Raw genomic sequence first — 20,424 nt, 5'->3', positions numbered from 1 at the left:
GGCGGCCGTCCGGGACGTGGCGGGCGGCACCCGGGCCCGGCAGCGGCGGGCGGCACCCGGGCCCTGGGAGCGACTGGCGGCCGTCCGGGTCCCGGGAGCGGCGGGCGGCGCCCGTGCCCCGGGAGCGGCGCCCGTGCCCCGGTGGGGGCGTGCGGCGGCCGCCGGCGGGTCGTTGGCCGGTCGGCGCCCCGGGGCACGGCCCGCCGATGGGGCATGATGGGCCGCATGGGGACCGAGGGGGACGACTCCCGTGTGATAGCGGGCCGTTACCGCCTGGAGGCGCGGATCGGGCGCGGCGGCATGGGCATCGTGTGGCGGGCCGCCGACCAGTTGCTCGGCCGCCAGGTCGCGGTCAAGGAACTCCCGTCGGACGAGGCGCTGTCCGCCGAGGAGGCCCGCCAGCAGCGGGACCGCGCGCTGCGCGAGGCACGCGCGGTCGCCCAGTTGAGGCATCCGCACGTCATCGTCGTGCACGACGTCGTGGAGGATCAACGCCCTTTTATCGTCATGGAGTTGATCGAGGGCGGTTCGCTCGCCGACCGGATCGCCGCCCGCGGCCCGGTGGACGCGGCGGAGGCCGCCCGGATCTGCCTCGCCCTGCTCGGCGCGCTGCGCACGGCCCACGCCGCGGGAGTGCTGCACCGGGACATCAAGCCGGCCAACGTCCTGGTGGAGTCCGGCACCGGCCGGGTCGTGCTCACCGACTTCGGCGTGGCCCGCGTCTCGGGCGCCACCACGCTCACCGAGACCGGCGCGTTCGTCGGCTCGCCGGAGTACACCGCGCCGGAACGGATGTCCGGTTCCGTCGCGGGCCCGGAGTCCGACCTGTGGTCGCTGGGCGCGCTGCTGTGCACGGCGCTGAGCGGCGCGTCGCCGTTCCGCCGCGACTCGCTGGGCGGCATCCTGCACGCCGTCGTCGTCGACGAGATCCGGCCGCCCGCCGAAGCCGGACCCCTCCTTCCCGTCGTGCGCGGCCTGCTGGAGCGAGATACCGGCCGCCGGCTGACGGCGGCCGAGGCGGAGGGCATGCTGCGCGCCTTCCTGGAGACGGGGCGCACGCCGCCGCCCCCGCCCTCCCGCTACACGCCGACGCAGCGCAACGCCCTGTTCCCGGCGCCCCCGCCGCCCTCCCCGCCTCCGGCGCCGTCGCGGGGCGCCGCGGCGCCGTCGCCGCGGCCCGGCGGCCCGCGCCCGGAAAGCACCGCGGTTCCCGGCGTGGGCGGCGGGCAGGAGACGCCCGCCGCGCCGCCGTCCCGGTTCTCGCCGCGGGGCATGCTGGTCGCGGCGCTGCTCGTGGCGGCGATGGCCGGGGCGGGCGTGTCGGCGGCGGCCCTGCTGGTGAAGGGGGACGGCGACGGCGGCCGGGCCCCGTCGAGCACCGCCTCGCGCGCACCCGGCGGCGGCTCGGGGCCGACCCCGCCTAAGTCGCCGTCCGGCGGATCCAGCTCGTCCGGCGGGTCCAGCCCGGCCGGTCCGTCAGCCCCGTCCGGCTCGGCCGGTCCGGCGGCCACCGGCGGGCCGTCCGCCGCTCCCTCGGGCTACCGCCTGGCGCGGGACGCGGCCGGGTTCTCGGTCGCCGTACCGGACGGCTTCACCCGCTCCCCGCAGGGCCAGCGGATCTTCTACCTGTCGCCCGGCGAGACCTTCCGGCTCGGCGTCAAGATCGCCGACCCGGAGTCCGGCGGCCCCCTCGCGGTGATGCGCCGGGCGGACGCCTCGGGCTCGGACTCCAACCCCGGCTACCACGACGGCCGGGTCACCGCCATGACCTACCGAGGACACCCGGCCGCCCTCTGGGAGTTCAGTTGGAACGGCTACAGCGCGGCGGAGGGCCCGCGGCACACCTACGACCTGTGCTGGGAGCAGAACGGGCGGATGTACGACGTGTGGGTGTCGGCACCGGTCGGCAAGGTGCGCGAGGCCAAGGAGCACTTCGACGTCGCGGTCGACACGTTCGACCCCGCGTGAGCGCGGGTGCTCCGGTCGTCGCCGGCCGACGTCCGGATGCCCCCGCCGGTCGGGTCGTCACCGGCCGACGCACGAACGCCCCCGCCGGTCGGGTCGTCACCGGCCGCCTCCGGGCGCCGCTGCCGGTCCGGTCCGGCCTCCGGGCGCCGCTGACCCTCCGCCCGCCTGACGCCGGACCGTACGCCGCGAGGCCGCCGTGGCGCCGTGCGCGGCGAAGACGCCGTAGCCGTACGCTGCGAGGCCGCCCGTATGCCGTGCGCGGCGAGGTGCCCGTACGCCGTACGGCGCGAGGCCGCCCATATGCCGTGCGCGGCGAAGCCGCCCGGAGTCGTACGGCCGCGAGCCCGCACCGTACCCCTGCGCCGTACGGGCCTGGCGCCGCCGACCGGCTCTGACGGCGCCGCGAGCCGACCGGCGCCGCCCGCGCCGAGAATGGCCGAATCGCCGACGGATCCGGGAAAGGAACCCTGATCAGGCCGTGAGCCGCCAGTGCCCGCCGGCGGTGTGCGCACCCGGTGAAACCGCGTTACCGACGGGTACACAAACCGCGGGACACGTCTTACGCTGCGGTTCATGACGGACGCGCAGGCCCTCGCACTGACCGGCACCAACCCCGCGGCCCCCGCCCCCGCGGGCGCCCGCACCGCCGCCGACGTGGTGACCCCGGAGCTGGTCGCCCAGCTCGCCAAGGGCGTCGTCGGATCCGGCCGGACCGCCAACCACACGCCGTTCACCGGCGAGAAGCTCGCGGACCTGCCCGAGTCCACCCCCGGGGACGTGGCCCTCGCCTTCGAGCGGGCGCGCGCCGCGCAGGCCGTCTGGGCGCGCACGCCGGTGCGGCGGCGGGCCGCCGTGCTGCTCCGCTTCCACGACCTGGTCCTCGACCGGCAGGCGGAGGTTCTGGACCTGATCCAACTGGAGACCGGCAAGGCCCGCCTGCACGCGCACGAGGAGGTGCAGGCCGTCGCCATCACCGCCCGTCACTACGGCCGCCGCGCCGCCGCCTACCTCGGGCCCAAGCGGCACACCGGCGCGATCCCCGCCCTGACGAAGGTCACCGAGCTGCGTCATCCGCGTGGGGTCGTCGGCCAGATCGCCCCCTGGAACTACCCGCTGGAGCTGTCCGTCGGCGACGCGCTGCCCGCCTTCGTCGCGGGCAACGCCGTGGTGATGAAGCCCGACACCGAGACCTGCCTGACCGCGCTGTGGGCGCGCGACCTGCTCATCGAGGCCGGGCTGCCCGCCGAGGTCTTCCAGGTCGTTCTCGGCGACGGACCCGTGGTCGGCCCGGCGGTCGTCCAGCACGCCGACTACGTCTCCTTCACCGGCTCCACCCGCACCGGACGCGAGGTCGCCCAGGGCGCCGCCGCCCGCCTGGTCGGCGTCTCCCTCGAACTCGGCGGCAAGAACGCCATGCTGGTCCTGGAGGACGCCGACCTCGACAAGGCGGCGGCGGGAGCGGTCCGCGCCTGCTTCTCCTCCGCCGGCCAGCTCTGCATCTCCATCGAGCGGCTGTACGTCCACGAGGCGGTCGCGGACGCGTTCCTGGAGCGCTTCGCCGCCCGGACGAGGGGCATGCGCCTGGGGACCTCGCTGGCCTACGGCGCCGACATGGGCTCGCTGGTCGGCGAGCAGCAGCTCGCGACCGTCGTCCGGCACGTGGAGGAGGCCGTCGCCAAGGGCGCGACCGTGCTGGCCGGAGGCGTCGCCCGACCGGACGTCGGCCCGTACTTCTTCGAGCCCACCATCCTCGACGGCGTCGAGTCCCCGATGTCCGTGTGCACGGAGGAGACCTTCGGCCCGGTCGTCTCCGTCTACCGCTTCGCCAGCGACGAGGAGGCCGTCGAGCGCGCCAACGCCACGCCGTACGGGCTGAACTCGTCGGTGTGGACCAAGAACGGCCGCCGCGGCCGGGAGATCGCCGCCCGGCTGCGTACCGGCACCGTCAACGTCAACGAGGGGTACGCGCCCGCCTACGGAAGCGTGCGGTCCCCGATGGGCGGCATGAAGGACTCCGGACTGGGCCGCCGGCACGGCTCGGAGGGCATCCTCAAGTACACCGAGGCGCAGACCGTCGCCCACCAGCGGCTGCTGCCCATGGCGCCGTCGCTCGGCATGGACGACGCGCGGTACGCGGCGTTCATGAGCCGCAGCCTGAAGCTGATGAAGACGCTCGGTCTCCGTTAGGGGCCCGCATTCCGTCAGGGCCTCGCACCGGACCGGCGGGCGCCGGCATCCAAGAGGCCCCGACCCGGACAGGCCCCAGCCCCAGACAAGCCCAGCCCCCGGCGGGCCCCAGCCCCGACCGGCCTCAGACTCCGAAAGGCCCCAGATCCCGGCCGCAGCGCGGCGGTTCTCGACGAGGAGAGCACGTGTCACAGGAGCAGCCCGCCCAGACCCAGGACGACGACGGCGACGACCGCTACCAAGGCGGCGACGGCGCCGACCGCCACGACGGTGACGACGGCGGCGCCCGCCAGGACCGCCCCGACGGCGACGACGACGGTTACGAGGGTTACGACGGTTACGACTATGACGTCATAGTCGTCGGCTCGGGATTCGGCGGCGCCGTCTCCGCGCTCCGCCTGACCGAGAAGGGCTACCGCGTCGGCGTCCTGGAGGCGGGCCGCCGCTTCACCCGCACGAGCCTGCCGAAGAACTCCTGGGACCTGAAGAACTACCTGTGGGCGCCCAGGCTCGGCATGTACGGCATCCAGCGCATCCACCTGCTGGGCAACGTCATGGTGCTGGCGGGCGCCGGAGTCGGCGGCGGCTCCCTCAACTACGCCAACACCCTCTACGTCCCGCCGAAGGCGTTCTTCGAGGACCCCCAGTGGCGGGCGATCACCGACTGGCAGGAGGAGCTGGCCCCCTATTACGACCAGGCCAAGCGCATGCTCGGCGTCCGGCTCAACCCGACGATGACCCCCTCCGACGTGCACCTGAAGGCCGCCGCGCAGCGCATGGGCGTCGAGGACACCTTCCACATGGCGCCGGTCGGCGTCTTCTTCGGGGACGGCGAGGACGGCGACGGCGCCGCGAAGGCCGACCCGGGCCGGCCGGTCGCCGACCCCTACTTCGGCGGGGCGGGGCCCGAGCGCCGGGCCTGCCTCGAGTGCGGCGAGTGCATGACGGGCTGCCGGCACGGCGCCAAGAACACGCTGAACGAGAACTACCTCCACCTCGCCGAGAAGGCCGGCGCGGTGATCCACCCGATGACGACCGCCGTGTCGGTCACGGACGACTCCCGGGGCGGCTACGCCGTCGCCACGCTCCCCACGGACGACCGGAGGAAGGGCGCGGGCCGCATCCTCACCGCCCGGCGGGTGGTCCTCGCGGCCGGCGCCTACGGCACCCAGACCCTGCTGCACCGCATGAAGGCGGGCCGCCAGCTCCCCCGTCTCTCCGCCCGCCTCGGCGAGCTGACCCGCACCAACTCCGAGGCGCTGGTGGGCGCCCAGACCGACGACCGGCGCTACCGCAGGGCGACCGGCCACGCGAGGGCGGACTTCACCCGCGGCGTGGCCATCACCTCGTCCATCCACCCCGACGCCGACACCCACATCGAGCCGGTCCGCTACGGCAGGGGCTCCAACTCGATGGGCAGTCTGTCGATCCTCCAGGTCCCCTTCGCCGAAGGCGGCTCCCGCGTCGCCGCCTGGCTGGCGAACGCCGCACGCCACCCACTGCTCGTGCTGAAGTCGCTCTCGAACCGCAAGTGGTCGGAGCGCACCATCATCGGCCTGGTCATGCAGTCCCTGGACAACTCCCTGACGACGTATCTGAAGCCGGACGGAGTCGGCAAGGGCCTGCTCACCGCCCGCCAGGGCCACGGCTCGCCCAACCCCCAGCAGATCCGCGCCGCCACCGAGGGCGCCTCCGCGCTCGCCGCCGAGATCAACGGCTTCGCCGGCTCCAACGTGGGCGAACTGATGGGCACTCCGCTCACCGCGCATTTCCTGGGCGGCTGCCCCATCGGCGACTCGCCCGAGACGGGCGTCATCGACCCGTATCACCGGCTCTACGGCCACTCGGGCATCTCCGTGGTGGACGGCGCGGCGGTCTCCGCGAACCTCGGCGTCAACCCGTCCCTGACCATCACCGCGCAGGCCGAGCGGGCGATGTCGTTCTGGCCCAACAAGGGCGACGCCGACCCGCGTCCGGCGCAGGGCACGGCGTACGAGCGGCTGAAGCCGGTGGAGCCCCGCACCCCGTCCGTCCCGGCCGACGCGTTCGGCGCGCTCAGGCTTCCGTTCCTGGGGATGCCGGCGCTGCCGCCGAAGAAGTAGTAGCCAAGTAGCCGCCGGGGCGCTCCGCAGGGCGGGGGCGGTCCCGGCGGGCGTCCCGAGTAGGCGCTGCGGGCGGGCGTCCCGAGTGGGCGCCGCGGACGGGGGCCGTGGGCGGCCGGTGCGGGTGGGCGCCCCGAGTGGGCGCTGCGGGCGGCCCCCGGGAGCGGGCGCTGGGAGCGGCCCCCGGGAGCGGGCGCTGGGAGCGGCCCCCGGGAGCGGGCGCTGGGAGCGGCCCCCGGGAGCGGGCGCTGGGAGCGGCCCCCGGGAGTGGGCGCTGCGGGCCGGGGCCGTGGGCGGGCGCCGCGGGCGGAGGCGCGACGAGAGAAGGACCTGCACCCCCCTCCTGGTGCAGGTCCTTCTCTCCGTCAGCGGGTTGCCGCGCTCCGACGCGCGCGACCCTGCGGTCCTCCGGACGAGTTACGCCCCCGGGTGCGCCTTGCGGCGCCGCACGGCGAACATCGCACCGGCGCCGACGACGACCGCGACGCCGCCGACGAGGCCGACGGTCGGCAGCGCGGAGCCGGCGCCGGTCTCGGCGAGCCGGCCGGTGGACGGCAGCTCCTTGACGCCGCCCTGCGGCCGCTTGCCGCCGGTGGGCGGCTTGCCGTTGCCCGGCTTGGCGTCGCCGGGGTGCTCGTTGCCGCTGCCCGGCCTGAGCACGGTGAACTCGTAATCGGTGAAGGCGCTGTGGACGCAGTTCCTGGTCTGGTCGAGGTACGCGCCCAGGCCCAGGGTGTAGCCGGCGCCCGTCGGCGCCTTCGCGGTGATGTCCAGGCGCAACTGGATGTCGACCTTCTCCTTCGGGCCCAGCTCCGTCTCACCGAAGAAGACGCCGTTGCCGAAGAGATCGGCCACCGACTCCCAGGTCTTCGTGCCGGGGTCGAAGTACTCCAGCTCGGCGTAGGTGCTCAGCCAGTCCTTCTCGTCGTCGCTCATCGCGTCGTTGTCGACCAGCGCGAGCCACTCCACCTGACCGAGGGACTGGTCGCCGTGGTTGGCGGCGGTGAGCTTGAACGGGTGCCAGCCGCTGCCCGCGACGATCTTGCCGGGCAGCCCGGAGACCGCCATGGTGAGCTGGGAGTCGGAGTCGACCTCGCTGTCCGCGCAGGGCGACGGCGGGGCGGTGGGCTCCGCGGACTGCGACGCGTGCGGCGCGGAACTGCTCGGCGCCGGGGACGACGCGGAGGCGGACGCGCTCGGGGAGGCCGACGCGCTCGCACTCGCGGACGCGCTGGCGGAGGCGCCGGCCGAGGCGGACGCGCTGGCCGAGGCCGACGCGCTCGGCGGCACGGAGTCGCCGGCGCCGGTGCTCGCGGAGGAGCTGACGGCGGGGCTCGACTCCACGGACGCGAACGCGGCCGGCGCCGAGAGCAGGGCCAGCGGGGCTATCGCGGCCGTCGCGGCGGCGGCCGCCATAGCGCGGCGAAGCTTCATGAAGACCTCGGAGGTCGGGCGTGCCGCGCGATGGACGCGGCACGAGCGGTAAGGGAGGCCGCCGCCTGAAGGCGCGGTCATGACCTTGGATTGCGCAGGTGTGACCCCGCGCACCCGGGGATGGTTGCGCTGTCCTTCACCGGATCTTCATATGGTGTGCGTCACACGTCGCGTGACTCAGACGGCCGCCGTCCTCTGGGCGACCGGGCTGTCGTCCTGTACGGGTCGGGGGCGGCTCAGACCCGGCCCCGGCACAGTTCCAGCAGCAGCATCGCCACGGCCGTGCCCGGCTTGCCGAGCGCGTCCCGGTAGCGGCCGAGGATCTCCATCTCGCGGGAGAGGCTGACGCGGCGGCCGCCGGAGGCGATCCGGGCCTCCTGGACGACGGCCGAGACGGCCATCCGCTCCTGCACCAGTCCGATGATCCGGTCGTCGAGCGCGTCGATGCGCTCCCGCGCCTCCGCGATCACCGACGCGGCCTGGTCGGTGCGGGCGCCGGTCTTCTCCGTAGCAGCGGTCATGTCGGGGGCTCCTCGCCGTGAGTGCGGCGCCCCCGGATCGGCAAGGACCGGAAGAACGCAGGCGCCCCGGGCCTTGTCGGCCCGGGGCGCCTGGAAAGTCGCTTGACGTCAGCTCAAGCAGCACGACCATGGCAGCCGGCGGGCCGGTCGCCATAGGAAAAGACGAAGAACGTCGCGTGCGTGAACATGCTTCCAGTATGCCCCTCGGGCGGGAACGGTCCAACACGGGCGCCCCGGACGGGACGGGGAGGGCGCCTCTTGGGCCCGCACCCGGACGAGGCGCGGGCCCGCCCCCTCCGCCCCCTCCCCGAACGGCACTGGGACGCCCCGCACGGCAGCCCCGGTAGAATCGGTGGCACAGCCCCCGCCCGACCGCCGGAAGGCACCCCGTGTCATCAGCGACCCCCGCTGCCGCCGCCCCCGACACCGTTCTGGTCGTCGACTTCGGCGCGCAGTACGCCCAGCTCATCGCCCGTCGCGTCCGTGAGGCCCGGGTCTACAGCGAGATCGTGCCCAGCACCATGCCGGTGGCTGAGATGCTCGCCAAGAACCCGGCGGCCATCGTCCTCTCCGGCGGCCCCTCGTCGGTCTACGCGGAGGGCGCCCCCCGCCTCGACCGCGCGATCTTCGAGGCGGGCGTCCCGGTCTTCGGCATGTGCTACGGCTTCCAGCTCATGGCGCAGACCCTGGGCGGCACGGTGGACAACACCGGAGCGCGCGAGTACGGCCGCACCGGCCTTACCGTCTCCCGCGCCTCCTCCACCCTCTTCGAGGGCACCCCCGTCGAGCAGGCCGTGTGGATGTCGCACGGCGACGCCTGCTCCGCCGCACCCGAGGGCTTCACCGTCACGGCCTCCACGGACGTCGTCCCGGTCGCCGCGTTCGAGAACGACGACCTGAAGCTCTACGGCGTCCAGTACCACCCCGAGGTGATGCACTCCACCTACGGGCAGCAGGTGCTGGAGCACTTCCTGTACCGCGGCGCCGGCCTGGAGCCGAACTGGACCACCGGCAACGTCATCGACGAGCAGGTGGCCGCCATCCGCGAGCAGGTCGGCGACAAGCGGGCGATCTGCGGCCTGTCCGGCGGCGTGGACTCCGCCGTCGCCGCCGCCCTCGTCCAGAAGGCCATCGGCGCCCAGCTCACCTGCGTCTACGTCGACCACGGCCTGATGCGCCAGGGCGAGACCGAGCAGGTCGAGAAGGACTTCGTCGCCGCGACGGGCGTGCAGCTCAAGGTCGTCGACGCCGAGGAGCGCTTCCTCACCGCGCTCAAGGGGGTCTCGGACCCCGAGGAGAAGCGGAAGATCATCGGCCGCGAGTTCATCCGGGTCTTCGAGCAGGCCCAGGCGGAGATCATCGCGGACGCGGGCCCGGCGGTGGAGTTCCTGGTCCAGGGCACGCTCTACCCGGACGTCGTCGAGTCCGGCGGCGGCGCCGGCGCCGCCAACATCAAGTCGCACCACAACGTGGGCGGCCTGCCCGAGGACCTCGAGTTCCAGCTCATCGAGCCGCTGCGCAAGCTGTTCAAGGACGAGGTCCGCATGGTCGGCCAGGAACTGGGCCTGCCCGAGGAGATCGTCCAGCGCCAGCCGTTCCCCGGCCCCGGCCTCGGCATCCGGATCGTCGGCGAGGTGACCAAGGAGCGCCTCGATCTGCTCCGCGAGGCGGACGCCATCGCCCGCGAGGAGCTGACCGCGGCCGGCCTGGACCGGGACATCTGGCAGTGCCCGGTCGTCCTCCTCGCCGACGTCCGCAGCGTCGGCGTGCAGGGCGACGGCCGCACCTACGGTCACCCGATCGTGCTGCGCCCCGTCTCCAGCGAGGACGCGATGACCGCCGACTGGTCGCGCCTGCCGTACGACGTGCTCGGCAAGATCTCCACCCGCATCACCAACGAGGTGCGGGACGTCAACCGCGTCGTCCTCGACGTGACCAGCAAGCCGCCGGGCACCATCGAGTGGGAGTGACCCCACGTCGCTCCCGGCTCCCGTGAGGGCGCCGGGAGCGGGGCGTCCCGGCACGGTCAGGTGCGCCGCATCGTGCGCACCTGCCCTCCGGGACGCCACACCTGGGTGACCAGGTACGCGTCGTCCTCGACGAACGTCCGCACGACCTCCGCCAGCTCTCCGCGGAAGAGGTGGAAGGGCCCCGGCGGATCCGCCCGGTCCGCGTACGCCGCCCTCACCGCCGGGTCCGTCACCTCCACGGCACGGCCGCCGATCCGCACGTCGCCGCCGCCCATCCCGGCGCCCGGCCCGGGATTCGCCTGGAGGGCGAAACGCGGATCCCGGCGCAGATCGAGCGCCTTGAGCGAATCCGGCATCATCCCCAGCCACAGCTCGCCGAGCGCGAACCGCGCCTCCAGCCCGCTGGAGCGGGGCGAGCCGTCCTTGCGCAGGGTGGCCGGCACATGGTGCCGAAAGGCGCCGAAGCGCTGCTCCACGGTCTCGGCCAGTTCCGGTTCCACGGCGGCGAAGGCCGCCCAGTTCGTCGCCATGCCGACGAGTGTGGCGACGGAACCCGACGTCTTCCGTCGGGCGGGAGACGGATTCCGGGACGGATTTCCGCGCCCCGCCGGGCCCGCTTGCGGGATCTTCACGTCCCAGCGCTGTCCTGATCGCCCGACCGGCGGTAGCTTCCGGCGCGTACGCCGTTCCCGCGCCGGAGGATCCATGCACGACCCCGCTCCGCCCCCGCCCCTGCCCATCGACGCACTGCGGTTCGCCATGCCGCCGATGCACGAGTCGGTCGAGGACGAACGCCGGCACCGCAAGGAACGCCTCGCGGGCGCACTGCGGATCTTCGGCCGGCACGGCTTCGAGGACGGCGTCTCGGGACACATCACCGCCCGCGACCCCGAGTTCAGCGACTGCTTCTGGGTCAACCCCTTCGGCGTGCCCTTCCGCCACGTCACCGTGAGCGACCTGGTGCTCGCCAACCAGGAAGGTCAGGTCGTCGAGGGCGCCTACCACGTCAACCAGGCCGCGTTCACCGTGCACGCCCAGGTGCACGCGGCCCGCCCGGACGTCGTCGCCGTCGCCCACTGCCATTCCGTGCACGGCCGGGCCTTGGCCGCCCTGGGCGACCTCCTGCACCCGATCACCCAGGAAAGCTGCGCCTTCTACGAGGACCACGCCCTCTACGACAGCTACACCGGCGTGGTGGTCGACGCCGGGGAGGGCCGCCGGATCGCCGCCGCACTGGGCTCCCGCAAGGCGCTGGTGCTGCGCAACCACGGGCTGCTGACGGTCGGCGACTCGGTGGACGCCGCCGCCTGGTGGTTCCTGTCCATGGAACGCTCCGCCCAGGTGCAACTGACCGCCAAGGCGGCCGGCCGGCCGGTGCTGATCGACCCCAAGGCGGCGGTGGCCACCCGGGAGCAGCTCGGCACCGATCTCGTAGCCTGGATCAACTACCAGCCCCAGTGGCAGGAGATCACCCACGCCCATCCGGACCTCCTGACGTGACGGAACGCGACACCGGAACAGGCACCCGGCCGTATCCCCGAAACCATCCGTAAGTCGGAGATAAAGACGAAGCACGGTTGAGCCACCCCTTTCTTACGTACGTATGGTCTGTTGAGGCGCGAACAGTCTTGCGGCGAGAGGTGGCTGACAGCGATGACCCACGGCCTGCGCACGGACACACAGGCCCCATATGCGGACCGGCGCGGTGACTGGCGGGACACCGCCGCCCGCTACTGCCTCCTTCCGCTGCGTGTCTTTCTGGGCGTGACCTTCCTCTACGCCGGACTGGACAAGCTCACCGACAGCGCCTTCATGAAAGCCTCCGGCTCCGGGTCGATCGGCGACACGATGCGCTCGGTCCGCGACTCCTCCGCGATCCCGGCCCTCGTCGACCTCGCCCTGAAAAACCCCGTCGGCTTCGGCTACGCCATGGCCCTCGGCGAACTCGCCGTCGGCCTGGGCGTCCTGGTCGGCCTGCTGGGCCGACTGGCCGCACTGGGCGGTGCGCTGATCTCCCTCAGCCTGTGGCTCACCGTCAGTTGGTCCGTGACTCCTTATTACTTCGGCAACGACCTCGCCTATCTGATGGCCTGGCTGCCCCTCGCCCTGGCCGGCACCCCGATGTTCTCCCTGGACGCTGCTCTACGCGCCCGGCGAGAGCAGGCGACAGGCGAACCCCGAGCAGCGGGGGACTACCGGTAGCGAAGACGCTGAGGGACCGCCGGCAGCGACCGCGCCGGGGGACAGCCGACAGGCACTGTCGACCCCGTGCCCGGGGACAGCCGACAGGCACTGCCGACCCCGTGCCGGGGATGAGCGAGCTGGCGCTGTGACCGGAAGGTGCACCGGCTCACGACGCCCGGCACGGGGCCTCGCCGCGTTGTCGCCCAGCCCGAGTACGTCCGCCCAGTAAGCGGGCAGTGCTCCGCCGTGCGACGCACCGCACCGGACGCCGCGAGCTGCCCGGCACATCCTTTCCGGCCACGGCGCTAGTGGGCTGACGGCTGAGGGGCGTGCGTCCCGACGACGGTTCAGCCCGTCTGCTGGGCGCGCTCGGCATGCTCGGCGCGGGACTCACCGCGACTGCCGTGACTGCCGCGACCGCTGCGGCGGCGTCGGACGAGCCGGTCGACGACGGCCACCGCGCCTGCCAGACACAGACCGCCGACGACCAGGGGGACGAGCGCGAACCACGGGGTCCGCCACAGGCCGATCGCGTTCCCCGCGGAGACCGCGGCGGCCGCCATCAGGGAGACGCCGCTCACCAGCCGGCCCGGCTGGAACTCATGACGCGGCACGGCTCACCTCCGCTTGTCCCGCGGCCACTCGAAGGTCGAGGTCGATCGTCCCGGCGCCCTTCCCGCCGGACGGTGGGGGCAGGGTCACCTCCCGGTGCCTGCTCGGCGCCACGTCCACGTCTCGCGAGCCGTCCCCCGGCAACTGGATGTCGCCGACCCCCACGTCGATGGCCGCCCGCACGGTCACGCCGTCGGGGACGATCACCCGCAACTGTCCCAGCCCCACCTGGGCTTTCGTCGTCACCGTCTGATCCTTGCCGAGGCGTATTCGGGACAGGTCGAGCGTGCCCGCCCCGGTCCCGAGGTCGTACTGCCGCTGCACATCCGCCGCCGCGGTGGGCTGCCACCTCTGCTTCGACCAGTGCGCGTCGACGTTCTGCGGCAGCACGGACGAGGCGGCGAGCAGTCCCGCCGTGATCAGCGCCAGCAGGATCGAGCCCGCTCCTGTGCGCCCGACGAAGGCGCTGACCGCTATTCCGAGGCCGAGGACGCCGAGCGCGCAGGCGAGACCGACTTGGAGGCTGTCGCCAGGCGTATGGCCATGCCGGGTCAGGTGGGCGCCCAGGGCGCCGGCGAGCACGGCGAGAAGGAAGAAGCGGCCACCGATCCGGCGCGGGCCACGCGGCCGGCTCGGCACTATGCGCGGCGGACGGATGTCTGACTTCACGGTGCCGCGCCTGCTGATGTTGACCGCCGCTGCGATGTCCCGGAACTCCGCTGCGGTCCTGGGTCCCCACAGATAGCCGGTGCCCCCGACGTGGGTGCCGTCCTTGACGATCGGATCGCGCCACCAGGACGCGAGGGAAGCGGGAACCGGCGGCGCCTGGGCCTCCGGCGGGGCGTCGGCGACTGCCTGCGCGGCCAGCGGGTCGGGGTCGGAGGCGGCCCGGTGCCGCGACCAGTACCCGGCGCCCGCGAGCAGCAGAGAGAGCACTGCCGCGAAGGCGAGCACACTGCCGTTTCTCAGGATCGACAGAAACACTCCGCAGCCGACCAGCGCGAACACCACGGCGGCGAGCGCCTGGCCGTCCACGCGGCCGGTGAGGAGCTTGCGCACCTCGTTGTCGTCTTCGTCGTCGAAGGGCACGAAGAGCCAGGCGAAACCGTAGAAGATGAGCCCTATACCGCCGGTCGCGGCGAGCACGGCCAGGGTGATCCGGAAGATCACCGGATCCATGTCGCACTGCCGTCCCAGGCCCGCGCAGACCCCGGCGAGCAGTTTGTGCCGCCGGTCCCTCCGCAACCCGGGCGGATTGGCGCCGGCCTCCGGATCCTCGGCGGTGGGAAAGCCCGTCGCGTCGTCCGCCGTGGCGTTCCGTGCCCCGGCGGTTCCTGCCGACGCGGTGTCGCTCTCTTCCGGTCGGTCGTTCCGGCTTGGGCGCGCTTTCTCGGCAGCGTCCGGTCGGTCCGTCTCGTCCGCTTCGCCTTGTCCGCTGGTTTTAGGCGCGTCCGCGCCCGCGTGCTCGTGCGCGCGAGGGTTCTCACCCGCACCCATGCCGGGCGCGGCGGCCTGCGGCCCAGACCCCGGGAAGGGGCGGGGGCCGGGGCCTGGGTCCGGACCCGTGGCGGCGTGCTGGTGATGTGTCATGCGTCCATGGTGACGGGCCCGCCGCCGCGGCGGCAGTCGGGACGTCCCTGGCCGAACCCTGATTCGCCCCTGAGCTGCGTCCGGGGATGTGTTCGACTCGGACGCGGCGACCTTCCGACCTGGTCGCAACCGACCCCTCTGCCCGCCCTCCGGCCAGCCGCTCCGGCGCCCCCCACCTCCCCGGCCCCTCGGCCTCCTCAACCGGAGAAGGAAGAAGGGAGAGGAAGACGGCAGGCCATCCCGGACCGTCAGGACGTCCCGGACCGTCTAGGGCGCGGCCGCCCCGGACCGCGGGACCGCCGGGGGTGCGGCCGCCCCCGGACTGCGAGACCGCCGGGGGGGGTGCCCCTATCTACTTCGTCAAGCTCGGAGAGGATGGGCGCCATGGTGGATGTGGGTCAGGGGCTGGACTGGATGGGTCGCTCGGCGGTGCATTACTGCGCCGTGCAGGGAGACGTTGCCGGCCTGCGGGAGGCGCTGGCGGGCGGGGCGGATCCGGACCTGGCAGACAAGGCAGGCATGACGCCGCTGCATTTCGCCGCGCAGTCCCAGAGCGCGCTCGCGGCTGAGTTGCTGCTGGCGGCGGGCGCGACGGTGGATGCGCGTGCTCGTAACGGCAACACGGCTCTCTTCGACGCGGTGTTCAGGTATCGGGGTGATCCGGCAACGCTCCAGGTGCTGCTGGCGGCGGGAGCCGATCCCGAGCGGCAGAACGTGAAGGGCGTAAGTCCGCGTGCTCTGGCCGACCTGATCGGCAACTACGACGTGGCGGTTCACGTTCCTGGTGCAGGCGAGGAGCGGTAGCCGCCAGTCCGTCTTCTTGCCTGCTCATGACGCTGCTGATGGTTGGGGTTCGTAGAAGGTTCCGTCGCGGAGCATCGCGAAGAGGACGTCGGCCCGGCGTCGGGCGAGGCAGAGCAGGGCCTGGGTGTGGTGCTTGCCCTGGGCGATCTTCTTGTCGTAGTAGGTCCGGGATGCCGGGTCGCCCAGGGCTGCGAACGCGGAGAGGAGGAAGGCCCGTTTGAGCTGCTTGTTTCCTCTCCGGGAGGGTTGTTCGCCGCGGATCGAGGAGCCTGAGCTCCGGGTCGCGGGTGCGAGTCCGGCGTAGGCGGCGAGGTGGCCGGCGGTCGGGAAGGTGCTGCCGTCGCCGACCTCGATCAGGATCCTGGCTCCGGTCTTGACGCCGACTCCCGGCATCGACGTCAGGACCTTCGAAAGAGGGTGGTCCTCCGGTAGTTCCTCGATCCGACCGGCCAACAGTTTCCGCTGGTCGAGCACGGACGTGAGCGATCCGGCCAGGCTCGGGACGATCAGCGCGGCCGCCTCCGTGCCCGGGACTGTCACGGTCTGCTCGTCCAGGGCGTCGAAGATCTCTTCGACCAGTCGCTCGGCCATCCGCGGGGCCTTCGGCCGCAGCAGCGTGACCAGCCGCCGACGGCCCGCCTTACGTGTCTGCGCCGGGGAGCCGAACCGTTCCAGCAGGGTGAGGACGGCTGGGTGCAGCAGCCGCGGCCCCAGCACCCGTTCCAGCGACGGATGGATCTGGGTAAGCAGGCCGTGGAGCCGGTTCGCGACGCGGGTGGCCTCGCCGGCCAGGTCGTCGTCGACGCCGACGATCATCTCCAGCTCGGCGTTCGTCTCGTCCTCGCCGTCGACTGCCCGAAGCGTGTGCGGCATCGCGCGGGCGGCGTCGGCGATGATGAACGCGTCCTTCGCGTCGGTCTCGGCATCGCCGGGGTAGAGATCGGCGATCCGTCGCATCGTCAGGCCCGGCAGGTAGGCGACCGGGCAGCCCATGTCGCGGGCGACCGCCAGCGGCAGGGCCCCGATCGAGGCGGGCTGGTCGACCACGACCAGCACCGTTCCGTGCTTGGCCTGGAGTTTCGCGAACAGTTCGCGGAGCTTGGGTTCGGTGCTGGGCAGGCGCTCGTCGAACGCTTTCTTGCCGGCCGGGGTGACGGCGGTGGCGTGGTGTTCGCCCTTGCCGACGTCCAGGCCGAGGAAGACGTCGATGTCGCCGGTGTCGATCGCGTGCCAGCCCCTCCATCACGCTTTCGTCCGGCCTTGCCTGGGCGCCGAGCTGCCACATCCACGTTACGGAGAGCTCTTCCGACCTTGGGCGAAGCCGGTGCTCAAGCCCCTCATCAGCGGTCCGTCGATGCCTCCGGGCCCGGTGACACCACCCCCCGGATCATCAACAACAGGAGGGGGAAGCCATGCCGGACCCGAAGGCCGGTAGCCCCATTGCGGAGCCACGAAGAAGGTAACGGGGGGGGGCGCCCCGACCGCCGTCGGATCCCGGCCGGACGAGGGCAGTCGGATCCCGGCCGCACAGCCGCCGAACTCCGGTCCTCACGGCCCCCGCAGCCCGCTGCCCCGGCGTCGCTGTGAAGATCAGGGGAGTCTCGGGGGCGGACCCTGATGCCCCGGTCCCGGCGGTCGTGTGACCATCATTGGCATGCCGGAAGCCGCAGCGCAGCCCCTCGAGGATCCGCGGCCGCCGCGCAAGCTCTACCGCAGCAGCGACGGACGCTGGCTGGGCGGAGTGGCGCGGGGGCTCGCCGGGCATCTCGGGCTGCCCGTGGTCTGGGTGCGGCTCGTCTTCGCCGGGCTGTTCATGGCCGACGGTCTGGGCGCGCTGCTGTACGCGGCCTTCTGGTTCTTCGTGCCGCTCGGCGTCGGCGGCGTCGGCGGTCAGAAACCGCCCTCCCTCGTCACGACGGAGACCTCACCGGACGGCCGCCGCAGACTCGTCGCCCGTAGACCGGACAGGGGCCAGATCGTCGCCCTGCTCCTCATGGTCGCCGTGGCGATGGTCTTCGTGGGCAGCGTCAACCTGGGCGGCGCCGCCAAGGCGTACCTCGTGCCCGCCGTCCTGGTCGCCGCGGGCGTCGCTCTGGTCTGGCGGCAGGCGGACAACGCGCGCCGGGCCCGTTGGGTCGAGGTCGGCAGCCGTCGCCGTACGCTCACGCTGCTGCGCGCCGGTGCGGGCGTCCTGCTGGTCACCGCCGGCGTCTCCGCCATCTTCGTCCTCCAGGGCTCGGCCGCCCACCTCGGCTCGGTGCTCCAGGCGGCTCTCGCCGTCCTGGTGGGGATAACCCTGCTCGCCGGCCCGTACCTGGTGCGCATCACCCAGGACCTCTCCGAGGAACGCCTGATGCGCATCCGCGCCCAGGAGCGCGCCGAGGTCGCCGCCCACGTCCACGACTCGGTGCTGCACACGCTGACGCTGATCCAGCGCAACGCGGAGAACGCGGGAGAGGTCCGCCGCCTCGCCCGCGCCCAGGAGCGCGACTTGCGCGCCTGGCTGTACAGGCCGGAGGGCAACGGAAAGGACGAGACCGACGAACCGGCCACCCTTGCCGAGGCGGTGAAACGCAACGCCGCGGAGGTCGAGGACAAGCACGGAGTCCCGATAGAGGTGGTCGTGGTCGGGGACTGCCCGCTCGACGAACGCGTCGGCGCCCAGATGCAAGCCGCGCGGGAAGCCATGGTGAACGCCGCCAAGTACGGTGGCGAGGGCGGCGCAGTGCAGGTGTACGCCGAAGTGGAGGGCAGGTCGGTCTTCGTGTCCGTCCGGGACCGCGGGCCGGGTTTCGACGTGGACGCGATACCCGCCGACCGGATGGGCGTCAGGGAATCGATCATCGGCCGCATGGAGCGCCACGGGGGGACGGCCCGGCTGCGGCGCGTGCCAGACGGCGGCACGGAGGTCGAGCTGGAGATGGAGAGGGCGGAGAACACGTGATGAGCGACCCGACCGAGGCGAACGGTACGGCAGGAGCGGGAGGTGGGGCGGCCGGAAGCGGCGGCGGCGACGCGGGCGGCCGGCGCGTGCGCGTGGTCCTCGTCGACGACCACCGAATGTTCCGCACCGGAGTCCAGGCCGAGATCGGCCGCACCGAGGAGACCGGCGTGGAGGTCGTGGGCGAGGCCGCGGACGTCGACCAGGCGGTCACCGTCATCACCGCGACCCGCCCCGAGGTGGTCCTCCTCGACGTCCACCTCCCCGGCGGCGGCGGAGTCGAAGTGCTGCGGCGCTGCTCGGCGTTGACGGCCGACGCCGAGCAGCCGGTGCGGTTCCTCGCGCTGTCCGTCTCGGACGCGGCGGAGGACGTGATCGGAGTCATCCGCGGCGGGGCGCGCGGCTACGTGACGAAGACGATCACGGGGTCCGACCTCGTCGACTCGGTCTTCCGGGTCCAGGAGGGCGACGCCGTCTTCTCCCCGCGGCTGGCCGGGTTCGTGCTCGACGCCTTCGCCTCCACCGACGCGCCGCCGGTCGACGAGGACCTGGACCGTCTCACCCAGCGCGAGCGCGAGGTCCTGCGCCTCATCGCCCGCGGCTACGCGTACAAGGAGATCGCCAAGCAGCTCTACATCTCAGTGAAGACGGTCGAGTCGCACGTCTCGGCGGTCCTGCGCAAGCTCCAGCTCTCCAACCGCCATGAGCTGACCCGCTGGGCGACGGCGCGCCGCCTGGTGTGACCGCGGTCGTGCCGGACCGTCCTCACGCCACGCGCGCGGCCCCGGCGAAGGGCATCTCGTCGATCGGCGCCAGCCGGACCGGCGCCGACGGGTTCGGCGCGTGGATCATCAGTCCACTGCCCACGTACAGGCCGACGTGGCTGATCCCGGAGTAGAAGAAGACCAGGTCGCCTGGACGCAGTGCGGAGCGGGAGACTCGACGGCCCGCGTCGATCTGGGCGTAGGTGGTGCGGGGGAGGGAGATTCCGGCGGCACGGTAGGCCGCCTGGACCAGGCCCGAGCAATCGAAGGCGGTGGGGCCGGTCGCGCCCCATACGTAGGGGCTGCCAAGCTTGCTGTAGGCGTACGCGACGGCCGCCGCCGCCCGGGAGCCGGGGGCCGCGACCGGTCCCGGCGCGCTCAGCGCCTGCCGTGCCACGGCGGCCGAGCGGGAAGCGCGCGGGGAGGCCGAGGAGCCCTGTCCGACTGTGGCGCGCTGCTGCGGGGAGAGCTGGGACAGCAGCCGCCGGGCCTCGTCGAGCTTGCCGGTGATCGTCTTCTTCTGCCGGCGCAGTTCGGCCTGTCGGGATCTCAGGGAGGCCAGCTCGTGGCGTGCGGCGTCGCGTACCTGCTCGACGTGTCGCACGTCGCGGCGTACCTCGGCGACGGCTGCCGTCTGCCGGACGCCGACGCGCTCCACGAGTTCGACGCCCTCCAGATACCGTCGGGGGTCGTCGGACAGCATCAGCCGCACCGAAGGGTCGAGCCCGCCGTCGCGGTACTGGGCCGCGGCGACCGCGCCGAGGGCGTCGCGCGCGGTGTTGAGGCGGGACTGCCCGCGAGCCGCCTCGTCGCCCAGGATCTTGAGCCGTTTCACGGCCGCGTCCGCCTTCTCCTTCGCCCCGTCGTATGTCTCGGTGGCGGCCTCCGCCGCGTGGTACAGCCGGTCCACCTTGGCCCTGACCTGCTGCGACGTCGGCTGGGGCGCTGCCTGCCCGACGCCCTCGAATGCGGAGGCGGCCGCCGCGCCGGTGAGGGCGAGGACAGCGGCGGCATGCGCCGTGCCTCCGCTGAGCGAGCGCTGTCGGGGTCTGCGGTGCGCTGCCACGTGGGCCGTCACGTCCCTTCGTTCGGCGGCGGAGCCGGTGGTGCGGGGCGTCCGTCGACGGTCCGCACACGAGGGAGCGGCCGCCGACGGACTTCCTGGCGATGGTGTGCGGCTGCCGCCCGGGTCCCGGGCGACGAACGGAAGCCGTTCACCTGGGGGAGGACGGTAGGGCGCAGGGTGCCTGCCGGGTGACTTCTTGTTCGGAGCTGGCGTGAAGGGATCGGCTGGCGATCGTCTGCGACCGCGTTCCGGATGCGGATGGGGCGACTTCACCGTGAGTG

17 protein-coding genes are annotated in these 20,424 nt (G+C 73.1%); 10 read left to right on the top strand and 7 right to left on the bottom strand.

Annotation, left to right across the window (positions count from 1 at the left end; all coding sequences use genetic code 11):
* The first annotated feature begins 225 nt into the window (after window positions 1-225).
* The 3 genes from ABZ861_RS12430 to ABZ861_RS12420 all read left to right on the top strand — a co-directional run bounded on the left by ABZ861_RS12430 (window position 226) and on the right by ABZ861_RS12420 (window position 6,257).
* Window positions 226-1,968, top strand: a complete 1,743-nt coding sequence (locus tag ABZ861_RS12430; protein ID WP_361628022.1) for a serine/threonine-protein kinase — start codon at window positions 226-228, stop codon at window positions 1,966-1,968.
* 573 nt (window positions 1,969-2,541) lie between these two features.
* Window positions 2,542-4,155, top strand: coding sequence for a succinic semialdehyde dehydrogenase (locus ABZ861_RS12425; RefSeq protein ID WP_361628019.1), 1,614 nt, complete (start codon window positions 2,542-2,544; stop codon window positions 4,153-4,155).
* A 353-nt stretch (window positions 4,156-4,508) separates the two neighbouring features.
* Entirely contained in the window at window positions 4,509-6,257 is a 1,749-nt protein-coding gene (locus ABZ861_RS12420; protein ID WP_361628634.1) for a GMC family oxidoreductase, read from the top strand.
* Between the two features lie 417 nt (window positions 6,258-6,674).
* Here ABZ861_RS12420 and ABZ861_RS12415 read toward each other — a convergent pair whose 3' ends face one another.
* Window positions 6,675-7,325 carry a hypothetical protein gene (locus ABZ861_RS12415; protein ID WP_361628016.1) on the bottom strand — a complete coding sequence of 217 codons (651 nt, stop codon included), beginning with the start codon at window positions 7,323-7,325 and terminating at the stop codon, window positions 6,675-6,677.
* On the opposite strand from ABZ861_RS12415, the gene ABZ861_RS12410 reads away from it, so the two are divergent.
* Window positions 7,324-7,743, top strand: coding sequence for a hypothetical protein (locus ABZ861_RS12410; protein ID WP_361628013.1), 420 nt, complete (start codon window positions 7,324-7,326; stop codon window positions 7,741-7,743). The two genes, ABZ861_RS12415 and ABZ861_RS12410, sit on opposite strands and share 2 nt — an antisense overlap.
* Before the next feature lie 184 nt (window positions 7,744-7,927).
* Here ABZ861_RS12410 and ABZ861_RS12405 read toward each other — a convergent pair whose 3' ends face one another.
* Window positions 7,928-8,212, bottom strand: coding sequence for a chorismate mutase (locus ABZ861_RS12405; protein WP_361628010.1), 285 nt, complete (start codon window positions 8,210-8,212; stop codon window positions 7,928-7,930).
* Between the two features lie 389 nt (window positions 8,213-8,601).
* Between ABZ861_RS12405 and guaA the strand changes: the two genes are divergently transcribed.
* Window positions 8,602-10,182 carry a glutamine-hydrolyzing GMP synthase gene (gene guaA / locus ABZ861_RS12400; RefSeq protein ID WP_361628007.1) on the top strand — a complete coding sequence of 527 codons (1,581 nt, stop codon included), beginning with the start codon at window positions 8,602-8,604 and terminating at the stop codon, window positions 10,180-10,182.
* Between the two features lie 56 nt (window positions 10,183-10,238).
* On the opposite strand, the gene ABZ861_RS12395 is transcribed toward guaA, so the two are convergent.
* Window positions 10,239-10,712: a pyridoxamine 5'-phosphate oxidase family protein gene (locus ABZ861_RS12395; RefSeq protein WP_361628004.1), complete on the bottom strand. Its 474-nt coding sequence runs from the start codon at window positions 10,710-10,712 to the stop codon at window positions 10,239-10,241.
* A gap of 175 nt (window positions 10,713-10,887) precedes the next feature.
* On the opposite strand from ABZ861_RS12395, the gene ABZ861_RS12390 reads away from it, so the two are divergent.
* Window positions 10,888-11,682 carry a class II aldolase/adducin family protein gene (locus ABZ861_RS12390; protein ID WP_361628001.1) on the top strand — a complete coding sequence of 265 codons (795 nt, stop codon included), beginning with the start codon at window positions 10,888-10,890 and terminating at the stop codon, window positions 11,680-11,682.
* Between the two features lie 153 nt (window positions 11,683-11,835).
* On the top strand, window positions 11,836-12,384 hold the full coding sequence (locus ABZ861_RS12385; protein WP_361627998.1) for a DoxX family protein: 549 nt from the start codon (window positions 11,836-11,838) through the stop codon (window positions 12,382-12,384).
* 329 nt (window positions 12,385-12,713) lie between these two features.
* Here ABZ861_RS12385 and ABZ861_RS12380 read toward each other — a convergent pair whose 3' ends face one another.
* Together ABZ861_RS12380 and ABZ861_RS12375 are read right to left on the bottom strand one after the other, a co-directional pair.
* Window positions 12,714-12,980, bottom strand: coding sequence for a hypothetical protein (locus ABZ861_RS12380; protein WP_361627995.1), 267 nt, complete (start codon window positions 12,978-12,980; stop codon window positions 12,714-12,716).
* Window positions 12,967-14,568, bottom strand: coding sequence for a PspC domain-containing protein (locus ABZ861_RS12375; RefSeq protein WP_361627992.1), 1,602 nt, complete (start codon window positions 14,566-14,568; stop codon window positions 12,967-12,969). The genes ABZ861_RS12380 and ABZ861_RS12375 overlap by 14 nt, the downstream gene beginning before the upstream one ends.
* A gap of 375 nt (window positions 14,569-14,943) precedes the next feature.
* On the opposite strand from ABZ861_RS12375, the gene ABZ861_RS12370 reads away from it, so the two are divergent.
* A complete protein-coding gene (locus ABZ861_RS12370; protein WP_361627989.1) occupies window positions 14,944-15,372 on the top strand; it encodes an ankyrin repeat domain-containing protein in 429 nt (142 codons plus the stop codon).
* A 24-nt stretch (window positions 15,373-15,396) separates the two neighbouring features.
* Here ABZ861_RS12370 and ABZ861_RS12365 read toward each other — a convergent pair whose 3' ends face one another.
* Complete coding sequence (locus ABZ861_RS12365; protein ID WP_361628631.1) at window positions 15,397-16,596, bottom strand: IS110 family transposase; 1,200 nt, start codon at window positions 16,594-16,596, stop codon at window positions 15,397-15,399.
* 430 nt (window positions 16,597-17,026) lie between these two features.
* Here ABZ861_RS12365 and ABZ861_RS12360 point away from each other — a divergent pair, with 430 nt between their 5' ends.
* Window positions 17,027-18,316, top strand: coding sequence for a PspC domain-containing protein (locus tag ABZ861_RS12360; RefSeq protein ID WP_361627986.1), 1,290 nt, complete (start codon window positions 17,027-17,029; stop codon window positions 18,314-18,316).
* The gene (locus tag ABZ861_RS12355) at window positions 18,316-19,056 is read left to right on the top strand and encodes a response regulator transcription factor (protein WP_361627983.1); all 741 of its coding nucleotides are present in this window, start codon (window positions 18,316-18,318) and stop codon (window positions 19,054-19,056) included. Before ABZ861_RS12360 ends, ABZ861_RS12355 begins: the two co-directional genes overlap by 1 nt.
* Window positions 19,057-19,078: 22 nt before the next feature.
* Here ABZ861_RS12355 and ABZ861_RS12350 read toward each other — a convergent pair whose 3' ends face one another.
* A complete protein-coding gene (locus tag ABZ861_RS12350; protein WP_361628628.1) occupies window positions 19,079-20,143 on the bottom strand; it encodes an NlpC/P60 family protein in 1,065 nt (354 codons plus the stop codon).
* Between the last annotated feature and the right edge of the window lie 281 nt (window positions 20,144-20,424).

It is taken from the genome of Streptomyces sp. NPDC046985, from assembly GCF_040644415.1.
GTDB lineage: Bacteria > Actinomycetota > Actinomycetes > Streptomycetales > Streptomycetaceae > Streptomyces.
This window is presented reverse-complemented; position numbering and strand designations above follow the sequence as displayed.

Excerpts from the sequence above, each read along its gene's own strand:
- ABZ861_RS12360 (WP_361627986.1), top strand. The coding sequence starts at position 17,027 with ATGCCGGAAGCCGCAGCGCAGCCCCTCGAGGATCCGCGGCCGCCGCGC.
- ABZ861_RS12405 (WP_361628010.1), bottom strand. The coding sequence starts at position 8,212 with ATGACCGCTGCTACGGAGAAGACCGGCGCCCGCACCGACCAGGCCGCG.
- ABZ861_RS12410 (WP_361628013.1), top strand. The coding sequence starts at position 7,324 with ATGGTGAGCTGGGAGTCGGAGTCGACCTCGCTGTCCGCGCAGGGCGAC.
- ABZ861_RS12375 (WP_361627992.1), bottom strand. The coding sequence starts at position 14,568 with ATGACACATCACCAGCACGCCGCCACGGGTCCGGACCCAGGCCCCGGC.
- ABZ861_RS12385 (WP_361627998.1), top strand. The coding sequence starts at position 11,836 with ATGACCCACGGCCTGCGCACGGACACACAGGCCCCATATGCGGACCGG.
- ABZ861_RS12390 (WP_361628001.1), top strand. The coding sequence starts at position 10,888 with ATGCACGACCCCGCTCCGCCCCCGCCCCTGCCCATCGACGCACTGCGG.
- ABZ861_RS12415 (WP_361628016.1), bottom strand. The coding sequence starts at position 7,325 with ATGGCGGTCTCCGGGCTGCCCGGCAAGATCGTCGCGGGCAGCGGCTGG.
- ABZ861_RS12425 (WP_361628019.1), top strand. The coding sequence starts at position 2,542 with ATGACGGACGCGCAGGCCCTCGCACTGACCGGCACCAACCCCGCGGCC.
- ABZ861_RS12355 (WP_361627983.1), top strand. The coding sequence starts at position 18,316 with ATGAGCGACCCGACCGAGGCGAACGGTACGGCAGGAGCGGGAGGTGGG.
- ABZ861_RS12370 (WP_361627989.1), top strand. The coding sequence starts at position 14,944 with ATGGGCGCCATGGTGGATGTGGGTCAGGGGCTGGACTGGATGGGTCGC.
- ABZ861_RS12430 (WP_361628022.1), top strand. The coding sequence starts at position 226 with ATGGGGACCGAGGGGGACGACTCCCGTGTGATAGCGGGCCGTTACCGC.
- ABZ861_RS12395 (WP_361628004.1), bottom strand. The coding sequence starts at position 10,712 with ATGGCGACGAACTGGGCGGCCTTCGCCGCCGTGGAACCGGAACTGGCC.